The organism is Larkinella insperata, assembly GCF_026248825.1.
GTDB lineage: Bacteria > Bacteroidota > Bacteroidia > Cytophagales > Spirosomataceae > Larkinella > Larkinella insperata.
On sequence record NZ_CP110973.1, the window covers coordinates 3,012,898 to 3,029,954 of the forward strand.

The 17,057-nt window shown below is 54.1% G+C and carries 15 protein-coding genes; 10 read left to right on the plus strand and 5 right to left on the minus strand.

Annotated features, from left to right (window positions below; genetic code table 11):
- Nucleotides 1-22 precede the first annotated feature (22 nt).
- The 5 genes from OQ371_RS12220 to OQ371_RS12240 all read left to right on the plus strand — a co-directional run bounded on the left by OQ371_RS12220 (nucleotide 23) and on the right by OQ371_RS12240 (nucleotide 7,420).
- Nucleotides 23-1,495, plus strand: coding sequence for a hypothetical protein (locus OQ371_RS12220; protein WP_265994049.1), 1,473 nt, complete (start codon nucleotides 23-25; stop codon nucleotides 1,493-1,495).
- A complete protein-coding gene (locus OQ371_RS12225) occupies nucleotides 1,492-3,216 on the plus strand; it encodes a hypothetical protein (protein ID WP_265994050.1) in 1,725 nt (574 codons plus the stop codon). Before OQ371_RS12220 ends, OQ371_RS12225 begins: the two co-directional genes overlap by 4 nt.
- Before the next feature lie 48 nt (nucleotides 3,217-3,264).
- The gene (locus tag OQ371_RS12230) at nucleotides 3,265-4,212 is read left to right on the plus strand and encodes a glycosyltransferase family 2 protein (RefSeq protein WP_265994051.1); all 948 of its coding nucleotides are present in this window, start codon (nucleotides 3,265-3,267) and stop codon (nucleotides 4,210-4,212) included.
- A 116-nt stretch (nucleotides 4,213-4,328) separates the two neighbouring features.
- Nucleotides 4,329-5,834, plus strand: a complete 1,506-nt coding sequence (locus OQ371_RS12235; protein WP_265994052.1) for an MBOAT family O-acyltransferase — start codon at nucleotides 4,329-4,331, stop codon at nucleotides 5,832-5,834.
- Between the two features lie 14 nt (nucleotides 5,835-5,848).
- The gene (locus OQ371_RS12240) at nucleotides 5,849-7,420 is read left to right on the plus strand and encodes a GDSL-type esterase/lipase family protein (RefSeq protein ID WP_265994053.1); all 1,572 of its coding nucleotides are present in this window, start codon (nucleotides 5,849-5,851) and stop codon (nucleotides 7,418-7,420) included.
- A 5-nt stretch (nucleotides 7,421-7,425) separates the two neighbouring features.
- Here the strand turns inward: OQ371_RS12240 and OQ371_RS12245 are convergent, their stop codons facing one another.
- On the minus strand, nucleotides 7,426-8,382 hold the full coding sequence (locus OQ371_RS12245) for an AAA family ATPase (protein ID WP_374761449.1): 957 nt from the start codon (nucleotides 8,380-8,382) through the stop codon (nucleotides 7,426-7,428).
- 111 nt (nucleotides 8,383-8,493) lie between these two features.
- Entirely contained in the window at nucleotides 8,494-9,339 is an 846-nt protein-coding gene (gene prmC, locus OQ371_RS12250) for a peptide chain release factor N(5)-glutamine methyltransferase (RefSeq protein WP_265994055.1), read from the minus strand.
- 123 nt (nucleotides 9,340-9,462) lie between these two features.
- Here prmC and ribD point away from each other — a divergent pair, with 123 nt between their 5' ends.
- A complete protein-coding gene (gene ribD / locus OQ371_RS12255) occupies nucleotides 9,463-10,473 on the plus strand; it encodes a bifunctional diaminohydroxyphosphoribosylaminopyrimidine deaminase/5-amino-6-(5-phosphoribosylamino)uracil reductase RibD (protein ID WP_265994056.1) in 1,011 nt (336 codons plus the stop codon).
- Here the strand turns inward: ribD and nagA are convergent.
- The 3 genes from nagA to OQ371_RS12270 all read right to left on the minus strand — a co-directional run bounded on the left by nagA (nucleotide 10,470) and on the right by OQ371_RS12270 (nucleotide 12,909).
- On the minus strand, nucleotides 10,470-11,624 hold the full coding sequence (gene nagA / locus OQ371_RS12260) for an N-acetylglucosamine-6-phosphate deacetylase (protein WP_265994057.1): 1,155 nt from the start codon (nucleotides 11,622-11,624) through the stop codon (nucleotides 10,470-10,472). The two genes, ribD and nagA, sit on opposite strands and share 4 nt — an antisense overlap.
- Nucleotides 11,625-11,634: 10 nt before the next feature.
- Nucleotides 11,635-12,393 (minus strand): shikimate dehydrogenase family protein, encoded by a 759-nt coding sequence (locus OQ371_RS12265; protein ID WP_265994058.1) that lies wholly within the window; start codon nucleotides 12,391-12,393, stop codon nucleotides 11,635-11,637.
- A 63-nt stretch (nucleotides 12,394-12,456) separates the two neighbouring features.
- Nucleotides 12,457-12,909: a hypothetical protein gene (locus OQ371_RS12270; protein WP_265994059.1), complete on the minus strand. Its 453-nt coding sequence runs from the start codon at nucleotides 12,907-12,909 to the stop codon at nucleotides 12,457-12,459.
- A gap of 254 nt (nucleotides 12,910-13,163) precedes the next feature.
- Between OQ371_RS12270 and OQ371_RS12275 the strand changes: the two genes are divergently transcribed.
- The 4 genes from OQ371_RS12275 to rimK all read left to right on the plus strand — a co-directional run bounded on the left by OQ371_RS12275 (nucleotide 13,164) and on the right by rimK (nucleotide 16,997).
- Entirely contained in the window at nucleotides 13,164-14,366 is a 1,203-nt protein-coding gene (locus OQ371_RS12275) for a putative sugar nucleotidyl transferase (RefSeq protein ID WP_265994060.1), read from the plus strand.
- Nucleotides 14,367-14,413: 47 nt separating this feature from the next.
- The gene (locus OQ371_RS12280) at nucleotides 14,414-15,559 is read left to right on the plus strand and encodes a DNA polymerase III subunit (protein WP_265994061.1); all 1,146 of its coding nucleotides are present in this window, start codon (nucleotides 14,414-14,416) and stop codon (nucleotides 15,557-15,559) included.
- Entirely contained in the window at nucleotides 15,556-16,032 is a 477-nt protein-coding gene (locus OQ371_RS12285; RefSeq protein ID WP_265994062.1) for an ATP-dependent zinc protease family protein, read from the plus strand. The genes OQ371_RS12280 and OQ371_RS12285 overlap by 4 nt, the downstream gene beginning before the upstream one ends.
- A 62-nt stretch (nucleotides 16,033-16,094) precedes the next feature.
- The gene (rimK, locus tag OQ371_RS12290) at nucleotides 16,095-16,997 is read left to right on the plus strand and encodes a 30S ribosomal protein S6--L-glutamate ligase (protein ID WP_265994063.1); all 903 of its coding nucleotides are present in this window, start codon (nucleotides 16,095-16,097) and stop codon (nucleotides 16,995-16,997) included.
- Nucleotides 16,998-17,057 lie beyond the last annotated feature (60 nt).

Genomic DNA, 17,057 nt, shown 5'->3' on the forward strand with positions numbered 1-17,057 from the left:
TTAGTAACGAATTTCGGAGCTGATGAATCAACTGATTACGCCCAATAAAATTCTTTTCTTCCTGCTCATTAGCTGCCTGTTGGTGGTGGCAACTCCCTTGGTTCTGCTGGCTTTTTACAATCATCCGTCGGTGGTTGATGATTATTGTTTCGCCTATACCGTCATGCGTTTCGGGGTCTGGCAATCCCAGAAATTCTATTACGATGGCTGGACAGGTCGCTATTTCCACAATTTTATTGTCCACACCAGCCCGATCATCTGGCGGTCGTTTGGTGCCTACGCGGTTTTTCCGATTATGCTGCTCGGTTTGCTCTGGACGGGCTTCTTTACCCTAATTCACCAAGTTGGCCAGCGGGTCATTAGCACCGCCGGACAGGTTGCCATTGCATCCGGGGCCTGCTTCCTGTTTATCACTCAGTTGCGCTCCATTGTCGAATTTTTTTACTGGTATACCGGCATGGCGGGCTATTCGCTGGCCAGCGTGCTGCTGCTTTTTCTGCTCAGCGTGTTCATTGCGCACGATCGGCAGCGCACCGGCTGGAAAAGCCTCTTGCTGGTGCTGGAAGCCATTCTGATTCTGTGCATCATTGGCTCCAGCGAAACGTGGATGGTCGTGATGCTTTCCTTTCTGGGGTTCTGGGTGCTGGTCAGCCTGATTTACCGCCGAACCGTTCCGGTCCCGCTGATCCTGTTGCTGATCTGGGCCGGTTTATGCAGCTACGCCCTCGTACAGGCACCGGGCAACGCTATTCGGATGGGGGGCAACGGTTTAAGCCAGGATTTCCTGTTTTCGGCCATTGAAGCGGTAAAGTTCGGTTCGGTCTACTTCCGCGATCAGTTGCTGAAATCGTCAATTTTGATATTGTCCGTGCTCTTTTTACCGGTGGCCTACCGCCTGACCGACAGTCGCAGCCCGGCGCGTTCCTACTTTTCGATTTACTGGTGGCTGGCGCTGGGCTTCTATCTGGGTTTGCTGTTTGTCCTGACGTTCCTGCACTTCTGGGCGGTGGGCGTTCCGCCGGTTGCGCGGTTGCTCAATGTCGTTAACCTGGTCTGGATTGTCGGCTGGTTTTACATGCTGACGGTTTGGGTCCGGGTTTTCCGGCCGCAGATCAGCAACTGGTCGATTGTTACCGGTTATCAGTGGCCGACGGTTGCGATCGTTGCGATTCTGCTGGGGTGGGTGAGCTACCAAAATGCCAACCTGCGGCTTACCTATGATGACCTTCGTTCGGGCAGAGCCAAAGAGTATGATCAGCAAATGAAGGAACGCTACCAACTGATGGCCAGCAGCCGGAGCGATACCGTAGCCGTGCCGCCGTTGACGGTTTTACCGGCTTCGCTGGTGCTAAACGACCTCAGTTATCAATCGGGCGATCTGTTTAATAGCTGCTGGGCTGGTTATTTTTACCGAAAAGGCGTCAAATTAAGCGCTGCATCGGTCACGTCGGCCGATGCTCAACCTGCACCACGCCAAGTCACGAGCCAGCCATGATTTCAATTTCACCCCCGTTTCGGAAAATTTCTCCTTTGCTGGTCGCCTTTCCGGTGGTTTGTTTTCTGGCGCTGGTGCTGCTGTTTGTCGACAACATTCCCTGGATGGACGATCTGGAGTCGTTTTTCGGGTTTCTCATCAATTATACCCGCGCCGACTCGCTTTCCGAAAAGATGCACTGGCTGCTGGTACCCAACAACGAACACCGCATTCTGTTTGCCAAACTGAGCACCCTGTTTTTCTACAAACTAACCGGCCTGCTCAATTTCCGGTGGCTGATTTTCGTAGCCTTTGGCTGTACCGTAGCGATCTGGCTGGTTTTATACCGAGTTTTTCGCTCCATGCGGTTGCCGTTGCTGGCCTTTTTGCCGGTGTCGCTGATGCTGTTCCAGCTTCAATACCGCCTGACCAGCTTCTGGGCCATCACGGCCCTGCAGCACCTGGCCGTTACCATGCTGATTTTGTGGGCGATGTACCTGCTGGGCAATCCGAACCGGTCGATCTGGCGTTTCGTCGGGGCTATTCTGTTGCAGGTGCTGGCGTCTTTTTCCATGAGCAACGGCCTGTTCGGCTGGGTGGCCGGGCTGGGTGTGTTGCTGGTGCAGTGGCGACTGGAAGGCGTGAATTATGGCTGGCGGCTGGTCGTCTGGGCCGGGCTGGGCGGAGTAGTCATCCTGCTTTATTTCCACGATTTTGCCAATTTGCAGGGCAACGAAAGCAGCTTCTCGTTTTTTCTGCAACACCCGCATCTGGTCATTTTTGGCTTTTTTACCTTCCTGGGCGGGCTGTTTGATTTTTTCCCGATGCTCGGAATCGTTCCCCGGAGCATCCTGCCAACACTGGCCGGTATAGCGTGCGTGGCCCTGCTGTTCTGGTTGTTCAGAACAACGATGTTCCACAGTTTGTGGCAACCGAGCCAGAAACCGGTGGACAAAAACCTGAACCACCGACGGTATTTTTTCGTCGGAGCCTATGGCTTTCTGCTGGTTAATGCCGTGGTAGTGGCGGTCCTGCGGCCCCGGTTTGGCTACGATGTCATGCTGATCAGCAACTACATGCTTTACCCGGCTCTGCTGGTTATCCTGCTCTATCTGGATGGTTTAAGTGAATTTCGGGATCCGCAGCGGCTGAAAAAATGGATGACGAGCGGCATTGTGCTGGGAAGCCTGGTCTGGTCTATCATGTATTTTCATCACCTGCCGATGCTGGCTGCCCAGAAGACCATCCGTCAGACGTCGGTTTTTAACCAGAAACACAATGATCTGGGTTTTGGGGCCATTGCAGGATCGGAGTACGCGGCTGCAATCAAACGGTGGATGGACAAGGCCACAGGCGAGGGCTTTTACGCATACCCGCAGCATACGTTTTACGCCCCCTACGAACAGCAATTGCTGAACCCGGCTCCGCCCGCTGATCCGGCTTTGCACCTGATGGTTCAGGAATCGGAAGCCGAGTTTCGGGTGGTGACCGAAAACTGGTCGTTGCCCGCCGGAATCCGGGATGCCTGCGTGGTTGTGAAATCGGCGCGTCATACCTACCTGTTTCCAGCTGACAACCTGTATGCTCCGAAACATTTCTACCTGCGACGCCGGATGCCCAACCTCAGCGCCCGGGTGCTCAAATCATTCCTGCATCCGGATATCTATCAGGTTGGTATTCTGGTGGATACAAACGAGGCCGTTGACATACGGTATTCGAATCAAACCTTAAACGTTCGGTAAATGAACGCAATAGTGTAATTTTGTGCGTCCTTTTTAACTTGATACGCTTTGTCTGAACCACTCATCTCGATTGTCGCTCCGCTTTACAACGAACGAGAGTCGTTTCCACACCTAGTTGCGCGGTTGAATGCCCTGATGGACAGTTCTCCGCTTTCGATTGAAGTTGTCCTGATTGACGATGGCAGCCGTGATAATACGGCGTTGCTCATGCAGCAGCTGGCGCTGACCGACGAGCGGTACCAGTGCGTTTTTCTGGCCCGGAATTACGGCCACCAGATAGCCCTGACGGCCGGAATGGCCGCTGCCAAAGGAACCGAAGCCCTGTTTATCATTGACGGTGACTTACAGGACCCCCCCGAACTGCTGACCGAATTTTACGCTAAATTCCAGGAGGGCTACGACGTAGTGTACGCGGTTCGGAAGAAACGGAAAGAAGGCTTCTTCAAGCGAACGGCCTATTTTCTGTTCTACCGCTTCATGAAATCCATTTCCTACGTCGACATTCCGCTCGACAGTGGCGATTTCTCGCTGATCAGTCGGCGGGTTGCCAACGTCCTGAATCAGATGCCGGAGGAAAGCCGTTTTATCCGTGGAATGCGCTCCTGGATCGGTTTCAAGCAAATTGGCGTGGAATACGAGCGCGACGCCCGCGTGGCCGGTGAAGCGAAATACACGTTTAAAATGCTCCGGCGGCTGGCCTACAACGGCATTTTTAACTTCAGCGAATTTCCGATCAAATTTGTCACCAACCTGGGGATGTTATCCATTGGCGTCGCTATTTTGTATCTCATTCAGACGCTCATCAAAAAGTATTTCTTCGGGGGCGTACCGCAGGGTTTTACGGCTTTGCTGTTTACCATCATCCTTTTCGGCGGTATTCAATTGATCGGTTTAGGACTAATCGGAGAATACGTGCTTCGAATTTTCTTCCAGAGCAAAGGCCGTCCGTTATACATCGTTCGCGAGATCATCCGAAAAAAAGAACGTCAATTGTAGAGAAGAGTGACGAGTTAAGAGTTGAGCGTTAGCTGACGAATCACTGACGCTCAATTCTTGACTCTTACTTCTTAACCGCCCGGGCGGCCCCGTCCTGCCTCTTAATTCTCGTAGGGATGCTGTTTAATTCGCTTCAGTTCTTATTGTTTTTTGTCGTTGTAACGCTGACGTATTACAGTTTGCCGTGGCGCGGGCGCTGGGTGTTGCTGTTGGTGGCCAGTTGTTACTTCTACATGGTCTTCAAACCGGCGTACATCCTGATCCTGTTTCTGACCATCGTAATCGACTACTTTGCCGGAATCTGGCTGGAGCGGACGCAACCCGGACCCTCGCGAAAATGGCTGCTGATCATCAGTTTACTTTCCAATATCGGCATCCTGGCGTTTTTTAAATATTTTGGATTTTTCAACGAAAGTATCGTCGGGCTGCTCGAACAATTAAACCTGAACGGTATTGCGCAACGGATCAATTCACTGGATGTTCGGCTGCTAAACAAAGTCCTGCTGTTTTTCGGGCAACCTACCGCTACTTCGTTTGAACTGATTGACAGGCTGGATATTCTGCCCATTGGCCTGTCGTTTCACACGTTTCAGGCCATGAGTTACACCATTGAGGTATACCGTGGCAACCAAAAAGCCGAGCGGCATTTTGGCATTTACGCGTTGTACGTGATGTTTTACCCGCAGTTGGTGGCCGGTCCGATCGAACGGCCGCAGAACGTGCTGCACCAGTTTCATACGTACTTTCAGTACGATTTCGAGAACCTGAAAGCCGGATTGATGCAGATGGCATTCGGGTTTTTCAAGAAAGTTGTCATTGCCGACCGGATGGCCGAGATTGTCGGTCATGCCTACAACAATCCAACGCAGCACAACGGGCTGACCCTGCTTGTGGCAACACTGGCCTTCAGTATTCAGATTTACTGCGACTTCTCGGGGTATTCCGACATTGCCATTGGCGCGGCCCGGACGATGGGGTTCACCCTGATGGAAAACTTCAGAACACCGTATTTTTCGCGCTCGATTGTCGAGTTCTGGCGACGCTGGCACATTTCCCTCTCCACCTGGTTTCGCGATTACCTGTACATTCCGCTGGGCGGTAACCGGGTCAGTCCGTCCAGACGGTATCTAAACGTCTTTATTGTTTTTCTGGTCAGCGGTTTGTGGCACGGGGCAAGCTGGAACTACGTCATCTGGGGCGGTTTGCACGGGGCCTATCAGCTTATGGCAAACTGGCGCGACAAAGCTTTCAGTCAGTGGGGAGTCAAGTTTCCCGAGGAAAACAAAGCGTATCAGCTCCTGCAACTTCTGCTGACGTTCGTGCTGGTGATGCTGACGTGGGTGTTTTTCCGGAACCACAAAGCACCGGTCCAAAATGCCTTTCATATCCTGGGCAAGATCATTTTTACGCCGTTCGACGGGCCGCTGCGTGCGCCGTTCAACACCACTGAACTCTGGTTTTGCGTGCTGTTGGTGGCGGTTTTGTTCCTGAAGGAGAAGTTCTACCTGACCATCCCGACGCGCAACACCGTTCTGTTCTTTATTCTGTTTCCGCTGATCTGCCTGCTGTCGTACCTGTTCGGGGTCTTTACCTCAAACCAGTTCATCTATTTCCAGTTCTAAAAACCATCTTCGCGATGGAAAAACAAGGTGGAGCCAGCAAACTGCACGGGGAGACGAGTAGGATTAGTCCCATCACGACTCTCTGGTCAAAAGTATGGACCACGGAAATGAACAAGCTGTCGCAGAGCGTCTCTACCCGATTTTTCCTCACGTTTTTTTTGATCTGGATAGCTGCCGGAACGAAGCTGGCGGCTCAGGAGCCCCGTTTTGAGTCGGAAATAAAAGCCTACGAAGCCAAAGCCGTTGACGACCCGCCGGTTCCGGGCTCTACGTTTTTTGTGGGGAGCTCCACCTGGCGGCTTTGGGGACCAACGCTGGAAGAAGATTTTGGCAAATTCAGCCCGGTGAACCGCGGGTTTGGCGGAGCAACCATTCCGGATGTGCTACGCGTTATGGACCGGATCATTCTGCCGCACCGGCCTGCCCGGATTGTGTTTTCCTGCGGAGGCAACGATCTGGCGGGCGGTGACACGCCCGAAACCGTTGCCAGAAACTTCAGAACGTTTCTGGCCCGCGTCTGGAAGGCCAATCCATTGACGGAAGTTTACTTCGTGTCCAACCGGCATTCTCCCGCCCGCGAAAAATTCCGCAAGCAGAGCGACCAGCTCAATCGGCTTGTAAAGGAGCTGGCCGGGAAGGCGGAGGGCCTGTATTACATCGATGTGGTTCCGCTGACGGACGGGAAAGACCGCGATCAGTTGTTCATGGCCGACCGATTGCATCTGAGTCGGGAAGGGCAGCAGCGCTGGATTCCGGTCATTACGGCCGCGCTGGAGGAGCAGGACCGGGTGCGTACCAAACCCGATCTGGCTGATTTGTACCGGAAGCGCGTTGCTGCGGGTGTGCTGAATGAGTCGGAAGCCGCTTTGCCAAGCCCGCAAAGGCTAAACATCGTTTTCATTGGCAACAGCATCACGGCGGGCGCGGGTTTGCAGGATCGCCAGACGGAAGCCCCGCCGGTGTTGGCAACGGCGTATTTGAAGCAGCAGGCTGGCATTGATCAGGTCGCTTTTTCGAATCAGGGAGTGAGCGGCTACACGACCGTCGATTTTTTGCCCGAAACGGCGAAGGCGTTTGGCAAGGTGGTGCAGGCTGCCGATGCCTTCAAGAACGATCCGACGGGCCGGTTGATTTTCTCCATCGTACTCGGAACCAACGACAGCGCCATCCAGGGGCCGAACGGTTCGCCGGTTTCCCCCGAGTCGTACCGGGGCAATCTGAAAACCATTGCCGACCGGTTGCTGACGGATTATCCCGGATGCCGGCTGATCATTCACCACCCAATCTGGTACAGCCCTACTACCTACAACCGGTCGAAGTATTTACAGGAGGGGTTAGATCGTTTGCAGAGTTACTTCCCGCAAATTGACGCGCTGGTAGCGGCTTACGGCACCACGCATCCCGGTCAGGTTTACGTGGGCGATACGCAGGGCTTTAATTACTTCAAAACGCATTATCTGACGGATTTTCAACACGAAAACGGGCAGCAGGGCACGTTTTTCCTGCATCCCAACAAGAAAGGCTCGGCAACCCTGGGACTTTTCTGGGCCGAAGCCATCCGAAAAGCCGTGCAGCCCGGAAATTAGGTCCATTACCGCCCGATGGCTACCTTCCGCAGAATCGAATCGATGATCTGTAAGGTCGTTACACCGTCGGCTTCGGCTTCGTAATTGAGAATAATCCGGTGGTTGAACACGTCGGGTGCTACTTCCTTGATGTCTTCCGGCAGCACATAGTCACGCTGGTCGAAGTAGGCGAGGGCTTTGGCGGCCCGGTTGAGGTGAATACTGGCGCGCGGAGAAACCCCGTATTGAATGTACCGCGCTTCGTCGCGCAGGTTGTAATCGAGCGGCCGCCGAGTCGCAAACACCAGTTCAATGATGTAGCGTTCGAGGGTTTCTGAAATCGTGATTTTATTGATTTCGTTCTTAATGCCGAAAATATCTTCCTTGTCCAGCACCGGCTGCACTTCGTAATCGAAATTCAGGTTGGCCATCCGGCGCATAACCTCCAGTTCCTCATCCCGCGACAGATACCCCACAAACACCTTCATCATGAACCGGTCGATCTGGGCCTCCGGCAGCGGATAGGTGCCTTCCTGTTCCACGGGATTCTGCGTGGCCAGCACCAGAAACGGCTTGTCGAGCACAAACGTTTCCTCGCCAATCGTCACCTGCTTTTCCTGCATGGCTTCCAGCAGCGCCGACTGCACCTTGGCGGGAGAACGGTTGACCTCATCGGCCAGAATCAGGTTGGCAAAAATAGGTCCCTGCTTCACTTCAAAATCACCCGATTTCTGGTTGAAGATCATCGTGCCGACCAGATCGGCGGGCAGCAAATCCGGCGTAAACTGAATGCGCTGGAAATCAAGTTGCAGGGCCTTGGCGAGTGTATTGATGGTCAGGGTTTTGGCCAGACCCGGAACGCCTTCGAGGAGAATATGTCCGCCGGTAAACAAACCAATCAGCAGCCGGTTAAGCAGCGCCTGTTGGCCCACCACCACCTTGCTCATCTCCTCAAACACCTGCCGGATTTTGGCATGATACATACTATCGGATGAAGTCATAGGGAAGAATGATGCGTTAAAAATGATGAACGATGAATTGACTGCGTTGCGGTGGCCTGTTCTTCGTTCTCCATTCCTAAGGCATCATTGATATTATTTGATCGCTTTCACAAATCGCTCTTTGCCGTGAATGTCTTTGAAAATCTGGACGTTGTGGTAGCCGCGTTCCTCAAACACCTGCTGGGTTTGTGGCCCAAACCGTTCGTTGATTTCGACATAACATCCCCCGCCCGGATTCAGATGCTGCTGCCCGAAATCGGCAACGGCTTTGTAGAACAGCAGCGGATCCTGATCTTCTACAAATAACGCCAAATGGGGTTCGTACCGTAAAACATTCGCGTCCATCTGTTCGGCTTCCGACAGCGTAACGTACGGCGGGTTGCTGACCACGCACTCAAACCGCCGGTTTTCTTCTCCGACGTTCAGAATGTCGCGCTGTTCAAATTCTACTTCCGCCAGCAGGGTCTGGGCGTTCAGTTGGGCTACTTCGAGTGCTTCCGGCGATAAATCCCAGGCCAGGACCGATGCCTGCGGAAGAAACCGGGCCAGCGTAACGGCAATACAGCCGCTGCCGGTGCCCAGGTCAATGATGTTCAGTTGTCCGGTGGTTTCGGCGTAATCCCGGACGATGAGCCGGATCAGTTCTTCCGTTTCGGGCCGGGGAATCAGCACGGCCGGCGACACCTGAAACTCCAGTCCGCAAAATTCCGTTGTGCCTATGAGGTGCTGAACCGGTTCCTGGTTGTTCAGCCGCCGAATCAATTCATCCCAGTCGGGTTGTGGTGGGGTGGGCGGAATGGGTTTTCCGACGACCACGTCGGTTCGGCGCAGCAGCAGATAGTGTTCCAGTAATAAAAATGCAATGGCGCGGGCCTCTTCCGGGCGGTATCCCTGCAATTGACCCACCAGCGAATCAAATAGCGACTTGGCTGTAAGCATGCGGACGTAAATTTTGCGTAAATCTAAACCTTCATCAGAGAGATTTCACCGATTTGCCGGATTTCTTTACTTTCGGCCCCTGTAAACCGTTTCCTCAAACCGTTGATTGACGATACCCTCTTCATGTCTCGCGCCCTCGAACTGGCAAAGCTGGGCCGGGGTCATGTCAGTCCCAACCCGATGGTGGGCTGCGTAATTGTACACAATGGGCGCCTAATTGGCGAAGGCTGGCACCGGCAATACGGCGGGCCGCACGCCGAGGTCAACGCCGTACGGTCGGTAGCGGATGAATCGCTGCTGCCCGAATCGACGGTGTACGTGACGCTGGAGCCGTGTTCGCACTTTGGGAAAACACCCCCCTGCGCCGATTTGTTGATTGAAAAAAAGGTAAAAAAGGTGGTCGTCTGCAACGATGACCCGAATCCGCTGGTGGCCGGCCAAGGTCTGGCAAAATTGCGGGCCGCCGGAATTGAGGTAGAAACCGGGCTACTGGCGGAGCAGGGCCGTGACTTAAACCGCCGGTTTTTCACATTCATTGAGCAGAAACGCCCCTATCTGATTTTAAAATGGGCGGAAACCGCCGACGGGTTTATGGCCCCCTCCGATTTCCGGCCTCTTCCCATCAGCGGTTCGCTGTCGCGGCAACTCGTGCACAAATGGCGGACGGAAGAAGATGCTTTTCTCGTTGGTACCAACACTGCTCGTTACGACAACCCGCAGTTGAACGTACGGCTTTGGAGTGGGCGAAATCCCGTGCGAATTGTGATAGACAAAACGTTAAAACTGCCGTCTTCCCTGCATCTTTTCGATGGTTTGCAACCGACGCTGGTGTATTCGGTGGTGCACCCCGACGCTGAAACCGTCGGCGCCATCCACTACATTGCGCTGGACGCCGAAGCCGATTTTCTAACCCAACTGATTGCCGATTTATACCAGCGGAAAATTCAGTCGGTGGTGGTAGAAGGCGGGGTTGGCGTACTGGAAAGTTTTTTCAGCTCCGGTGTTTGGGATGAGGTCAACGTTTTCAAAAGTTCAAAAGTGCTGGGCGACGGGTTGGCGGCTCCGAAAGTTCGGGGGCGGTTGGTCAGCACGGAGCGGATTGGCGAAGATTGGTTAATGACCTATCGAAACTAGATCGGACGGTTTTGGAACTGGCCGTTGGCAATCACCTGAGCAACCCTCAGGTCGTCCGTCAAAATCAACAGATTGGCAACAAAACCAGCTTGGATTTTCCCGAGGGTGTCGCCCTGGCCGATGATCTCGGCTGGAACGGTCGACGCCATTCGGAAGGCGTCGGCAGGCTTTACACCTACGTGCCGGATGCAATTTCGGACGGCGTCCAGCAGCGTGATCGACGAGCCCGCCAGCCTACCTTCCTGGTTCGTATAACGCCCGTCGGTGTACTGAATCACCAGATCCTCCAGCGCGTGGGACGGGCGGGGCGGGTTGGCAAACATCGCGTCCGAGATCAAAAAAAGCCGCTCCCCCAACAAGCGCGTGGCGATCCGGATGGCAGCCCAGTCGCAGTGAAAGCCGTCGGCAACGATGCTGGCCCGCACGTTCGGATGGTCAAAAATGGCACCTACGCTGCCCGGATCGCGGCTTTCGAACGACCGCATGGCGTTGTACAGGTGCGTGGCCAGGGGCATACCGGCGTTAAAGGCCGCCGTTGCTTCCGCATAAGTGGCGTTGCTGTGGCCCAGCGAAAGTCGAATAGACGAGCTACAGGTTTGCTCGATCAGGCGACTTAGTTGCTCGGGAGGAAAAATTTCGGGCGCAATGGTCAGCATCCGGATGGCATCCCGGCTTTTTTCGAGCAACTCATCCAGTTCGGCATCGACCGGTGGCCGGACGTACGCCAGGCTGTGTACACCCCGCTTTTCGGGATTGATATACGGACCTTCCACGTGTAGACCAAGCACCCCATTCGGATTCGTTTGTTGCAGCACCCGAACCGCTTCCACGGCTTCCAGCATAACCTCAAACGAAGTGGAATAGAGCGTGGGCAGCACCGAGGTGGTACCGTTTTTCAGATGCGTTTGATAAATATGGGCAACCGTTTCGGCCGTTGGCGATTCGTTCAGGCAAACTTCCGACCCGCCGTAAAGTTGCAGATCGACCAGGCCGGGCACCAGCCACTGCCCCTGCAAATCAATGCCTTGGGAAGTGTTTGTTCCGCTTGCGTACACTTCCTGAATGCATCCGTTCGCTACCCGGACGGATGCGCTGGTCAGCACGTCGGTTCCGGTAAAAACCGTGGCGTTGTGCACCGTGAAGTCCTGCATGGTTGCTTCGTTAAGCTTGCTGATTCCAGATTTCCCAGGCTTTTTCGGCTTGCAGGTACAGCATCGGCAAGCCGTTGTGGGTGGCGGCTCCGTGTTCGCGGCCCTGCTGCAAAAAACGCGTTTCGGCCGGATTGTAAACCAGATCATACAGCAAATGACCGCTGTTGAGCATTCCGTAGGGAATGGCCGGACTGGCTTCCACGTTCGGGTAGGTGCCAACGGGCGACGTGTTGATAATCAGGCGGTATTCGTCCAGAATCTCCGGGCTAATGGACTCGTAAGACAAGGCTTCGGCGGTTTGCTGGCGGGAGATGAGCCGGTAGCGAATCTGGAGATCACCGAGCGCGGCAATTACGGCTTTGGCCGCTCCGCCGTTGCCCAGCACCAGCGCCTGAAGCGAAACGGGTAGAATGTCGAGGGATTTCAACCACAGTTCAAGCGAAAGCCGAAAACCGTAATAATCTGTGTTGTAGCCGATTTTCCGGCCGTCAGGCAAAATCCGGATTGTATTGACGGCCCCGACGCGGCCCGCCGACGCCGGGTCCAGTTCGTCCAGGAACGGGATAACCACCTGCTTGTGCGGAATCGTCACGTTCAGACCAACCAGATCGGGGGTGGAGGCAATCAATTGCGGAAAATCCGTGATTTCGGGCAGCTCGAACAGGTCGTAGCGGCTGTCCGGAATGCCTTCTTTCTCAAATTTTTCGGTGAAATATTTTTGGGAAAACGAGTGGGACAGCGGGTATCCAATGAGTCCGTAGCGGTGCATAAGTAGGCTTGAGTCAATGGCTCAAAGCTACAATCAAAACCGATAAAGCCGCTAAAAAGCGGATTAAATTGCACCGTTGACCACCACCGAAAAAATTGCGTCGTGAATTCGAATGGTGTCGGGTTGCGACCGGCCGGGCGAGTCGCTTTCCGGGTCAATAACGAACGTAGCGTTCAGATGACCGTCCAGCTGACGAGTTTTTGGGTTGTAATTGTCAATCGAAATTTCGTTGATTTCGGAAGTCGACCGGCACAGGTTATATCGTTCCCCAGTGGTGTTTTCTCCGATGCGGGTGTAAAGCCAGGCCGAGAGCGGAGTACCGTTCAGGGCGTCCCAGCGGGTAATCTGTAAGGGATAATTGCCGGTTTTGACGGGAAGCTGGTTGATACTCAGCCACTGCACTTCGCCGTGCGTGCGGAAACTACCGCATTCTTCCACCATCACATTGATGCTGTCGCGGTTGAAAAAAGTGGCAGTTGGCGACGCCGACCACTCCTGTTTGTTTTTGAGGGCCATGAAATTTCCACAGTTGGGAAGCTGGGGAACGCCTATTTTCTTATTGTCACAGTTCAGTAGGAACCCGATGAAAGTCAGTAAAAGGATATATTTCATGGCGGTATGGTGGGTAGCGGTTATCTCGATGTCTTAATGACCGTTTAGACGGAGCAAGGGTTTAAAAGACACACCAAAAAATTAACTATTTACTAAAATGGGATCGGGCACTTTCGCGATTAAACTCGGATATTTGCAGCCAGACTTTCGAGTAGCTTATGTACAACCTGATTCTGTTTGACGATCCAACGATTCGCACGGCCCTGTTGCCTTTTACGTTCACGCGGCCAGTGAGTGAAATCAGGGTCGGCATCTGCACCATCACGGAAAAATGGGCTAAGCGGCTCAATACCGTACCTAGTTATCTGACGGAGCGGTACTTGCAAAGGAAATACCCGCATTCGGGAACGCCCGACGGATTGTTCGTGAACGGTGCCATTTGCCCCACGAAGTCGCTAATTGCGGCCCTGGACGGTTTGCCGCCAGGCGGTGCCTTAACCGCGCCCGACGGCTTGCTGCTGGCGTTGCACACCGAAAAACCGTTGGAGTCGGCTCCTTCGGTTGATGCGGCTCAGACAGTAACGGTTTTCGAAGAACCACTGACGATCATCACAAGTTTACCGGATATTTTTGCCAGCAACAGCGAGCAGATCCGGGCTGATTTTAAATTGCTGACCGCCGGACGAACCTCGCAGCCCATTACCGACCCCCATACGCGCTGCTACGCGCCCGAGAATATTTTTGTGGAAGAAGGGGCCGTCATCCGGGCGGCTGTTTTGAACGCGGAGGGTGGTCCGATTTACATCGGGAAAAATGCGCTGATCCAGGAAGGAACGGTTATGCTCGGGCCTTTTGCACTCTGCGATCACGCAACGATCAACTGGGGCGGCAAAATGCGCAGCAACACCACCATTGGACCTTATACCAAGGTGGGCGGAGAAATCAGTAACACGGTTTTTTTCGGGTATAGCAACAAGGGGCACGACGGATTTCTGGGCAACTCGGTGATTGGAGAATGGTGCAACCTGGGGGCTAACACCAACAACTCGAATCTGAAAAATGATTACACCAACGTGAAGCTTTACAGTTACGCCACCAGCCAGCTCGAAAACATCGATCGGTTGTTTTGCGGGCTGATGATGGGCGATTATACCAAAGCGGGCATTAGCACAATGTTCAACACGGGTACGGTGGTGGGCGTCAACGTCAACGTTTTTGGCGCGGGCTTTCAGCCGAAGTACATTCCATCGTTTTCCTGGGGCGGAGGTGCCGAAGGGTTTTCCGACTACCGGCTTGAAAAAGCGCTTCAGGTGGTTCGTGAAACCATCAGTCGGCGGGGGATGGTGTTCACGGACGCGGACGAAACCATTCTCCGGGAAGTTTATCGCATTGACAACGAGAACAGAAGCAACAAATCGTAAATGGGAGAAACAGGGGATAATCCGTTTCCTGCTTTCTTCGCTGTAGTATGCAATTCAGTGAAATCATCGGACATAACGATACAAAGCGGGCGCTGATTCGGGCGGTTCAGACCAACCACCTGGCCCACGCCCAGCTCTTTGATGGTCCGCCGGGCAGCGCCAACCTGGCGCTGGCGCTGGCGTTTGCCACCTACGTCAACTGCGAAGACCGGAAGGAAGGGGCCGACGGCCTGGGCGACTCCTGCGGCCGGTGTGCGTCCTGTTTGAAAATGCAGAAGCTGGTGCATCCGGATTTGTCGGTGATTTTTCCGGTAGCGGGCAGCAAGGTAACCAGCGAAACCCTGATGCCCGATTTTCGCAAGTTTGTGCTCGAGCATCCATACCGGGTGCTGGACGAATGGCTGGCGGCTGTCAGCATCAAGCAGGGCAATATTCCGGTTGAAGAAGCCCGGGAACTGGTCGGTAGGCTGTCGCTGAAAGCCTACGAAGGAGCCTATAAAATCGTGCTGATCTGGTGCGCCGAAAACCTGCATACCGCCACGGCCAATGCCCTGCTGAAATTGCTGGAAGAGCCGCCCGCCCAAACGCTTTTTCTGCTGGTGACCAACCAGGCGGATAAGCTCCTGATCACGATTTTGTCGCGGACCCAGCGCGTGGCCGTACAGGCATTTACCGACGACGAAGTGGCCACCCACCTGCGCCAGCACCTGAACCTGCCCGAAAAACGCGCGCGGCAGCTGGCCTACCTGGCCGACGGTAACCTCTCGGAAGCCATCCGGTTGTCGGAGGAGGAACCGGAGAAGACCGAGGGCGAATCGGGGTCCGACCGCCACTCCTGGTTTGCCGAGTGGATGCGGTTGTGCTACCGGCAGGATCTGATCACCCTCGTCAAGCAGGCCGATCTGTTTGATGCGATGGGGAAGGAAAAACAGCGGGGGTTGCTCGACTACAGTCTGAACCTCTGCCGCGATTTATTTTTGTGGAAACACGGGGTCAACGAACTCTTGCGACTGCCGGATGAAGAGCGTACGTTTGTGGAAAATTTTGGCAAAGTCCTCACGCCCGAACACCTCGAGAGCATGGTTGGTCAGTTGAACGAAGCGGTATTCCACATCGAACGAAACGTCCGGGCTAAAATGGTTATGATGGACCTGTCACTTTCCTTCAGCAGTCTGATTCGCAACGGAAAATGAAACGCCCGACGAAGACCGTTGCGGGCAAGCGCCCCAAGCAGGTAATTGGTTTTGCCGACCGCCTGGATTTTCCGGACCTGGGCTGGACCGACGTTGAGGCCAAGATTGACACGGGAGCCTACACCTCCGCCCTGCACTGTACGGACGTTAAGCTGGTGCCCCACGGCGACGGTTTTCGGCTGCGGTTTTCGCTGGTCGGCGAGCGGGGACAGAAAAAAAAGCAGTTTGTAACCGATCTGTTCCAGTACAAAACCATTAAGAACTCATTCGGCCAATCCGAGAAACGTTTTGTTATCAAAACCCGCGTTCTGATTATGGGCCGGCTGATCCGGGCTGAATTCTCGCTGGCCAACCGCGGAACCATGCGTTTTCCGGTGTTGCTGGGCCGTAAACTATTGCGCAACAAATTTGTTGTTGACGTATCACTCCAAAACGTTTCGTACCAAATGAAACAACAGAATCCGGCATCCTGACGTTGGTCACACAGGCCGCGCCGGTTCTGCATTCTATCTACTGACTTTCTTGTTTATCCTATATGCGTATCGCTATTTTGTCGACCAATCCCGAATTGTATTCTACAAAACGGTTGGTCAGGGCCGTCGAAGAACGCGGACACGAAGCCGTTGTAATTGATCACCTGCGCTGTCAGATGATGATTGAAGGCGGTAAGCCGGATGTTCTCTACAAAGGTCGTCCGCTCGAAAACATTGATGCCATCGTGCCGCGAATTGGCGCTTCGGCAACCGATTACGGTTGTGCCGTGGTTCGGCAGTTCGAAATGATGAAAGTTTTCACAACGGCCCGGTCGCAGGCCATTACCCGTTCACGCAATAAGCTGCGGAGCTTACAGGTCCTGTCGAAAGCTGGGGTCGGATTACCCAAAACCGTCTTTGCCAAACACCCCAAAGATGTGGACCCGCTGATTGCGTTGGTGGGCGGTCCGCCGGTTGTGATCAAACTGCTCGAAGGAACGCAGGGCATGGGCGTTGTGCTGGCCGAATCGGCCAAAGCAGCCAAGTCGACGATCGAAGCTTTTTACGGATTGAAAGCAAATGTCTTGATCCAGGAGTATATTGCCGAGGCAAAAGGCGCCGACATCCGGGCGTTTGTGGTGGGCAACCGGGTGGTTGCTGCCATGAAGCGGCAGGGGAAGGAGGGCGAATTCCGTTCGAACCTGCACCGGGGCGGCTCCGGCCAGACGGTTTTATTAACCCCCGACGAAGAATGGACCGCCGTACATGCCGCAAAATCCCTGGGTTTACGGGTGGCAGGAGTGGATATGCTGCAATCCAACCGGGGGCCGCTGGTGCTGGAGGTTAACTCGTCACCGGGGCTGGAAGGGGTCGAAAAGGCAACGAAAATTGATATTGCTGCCCAGATTGTTGAATACATTGAAGAAAAAATTCCGACCGACGAAGTAGATACGGTCGGCGTTTAAGAAGTGACGCAGGAAGAACGCTGGTTACAGAATTCGCGTCTGCTCGGCCTTGGTTCCTCC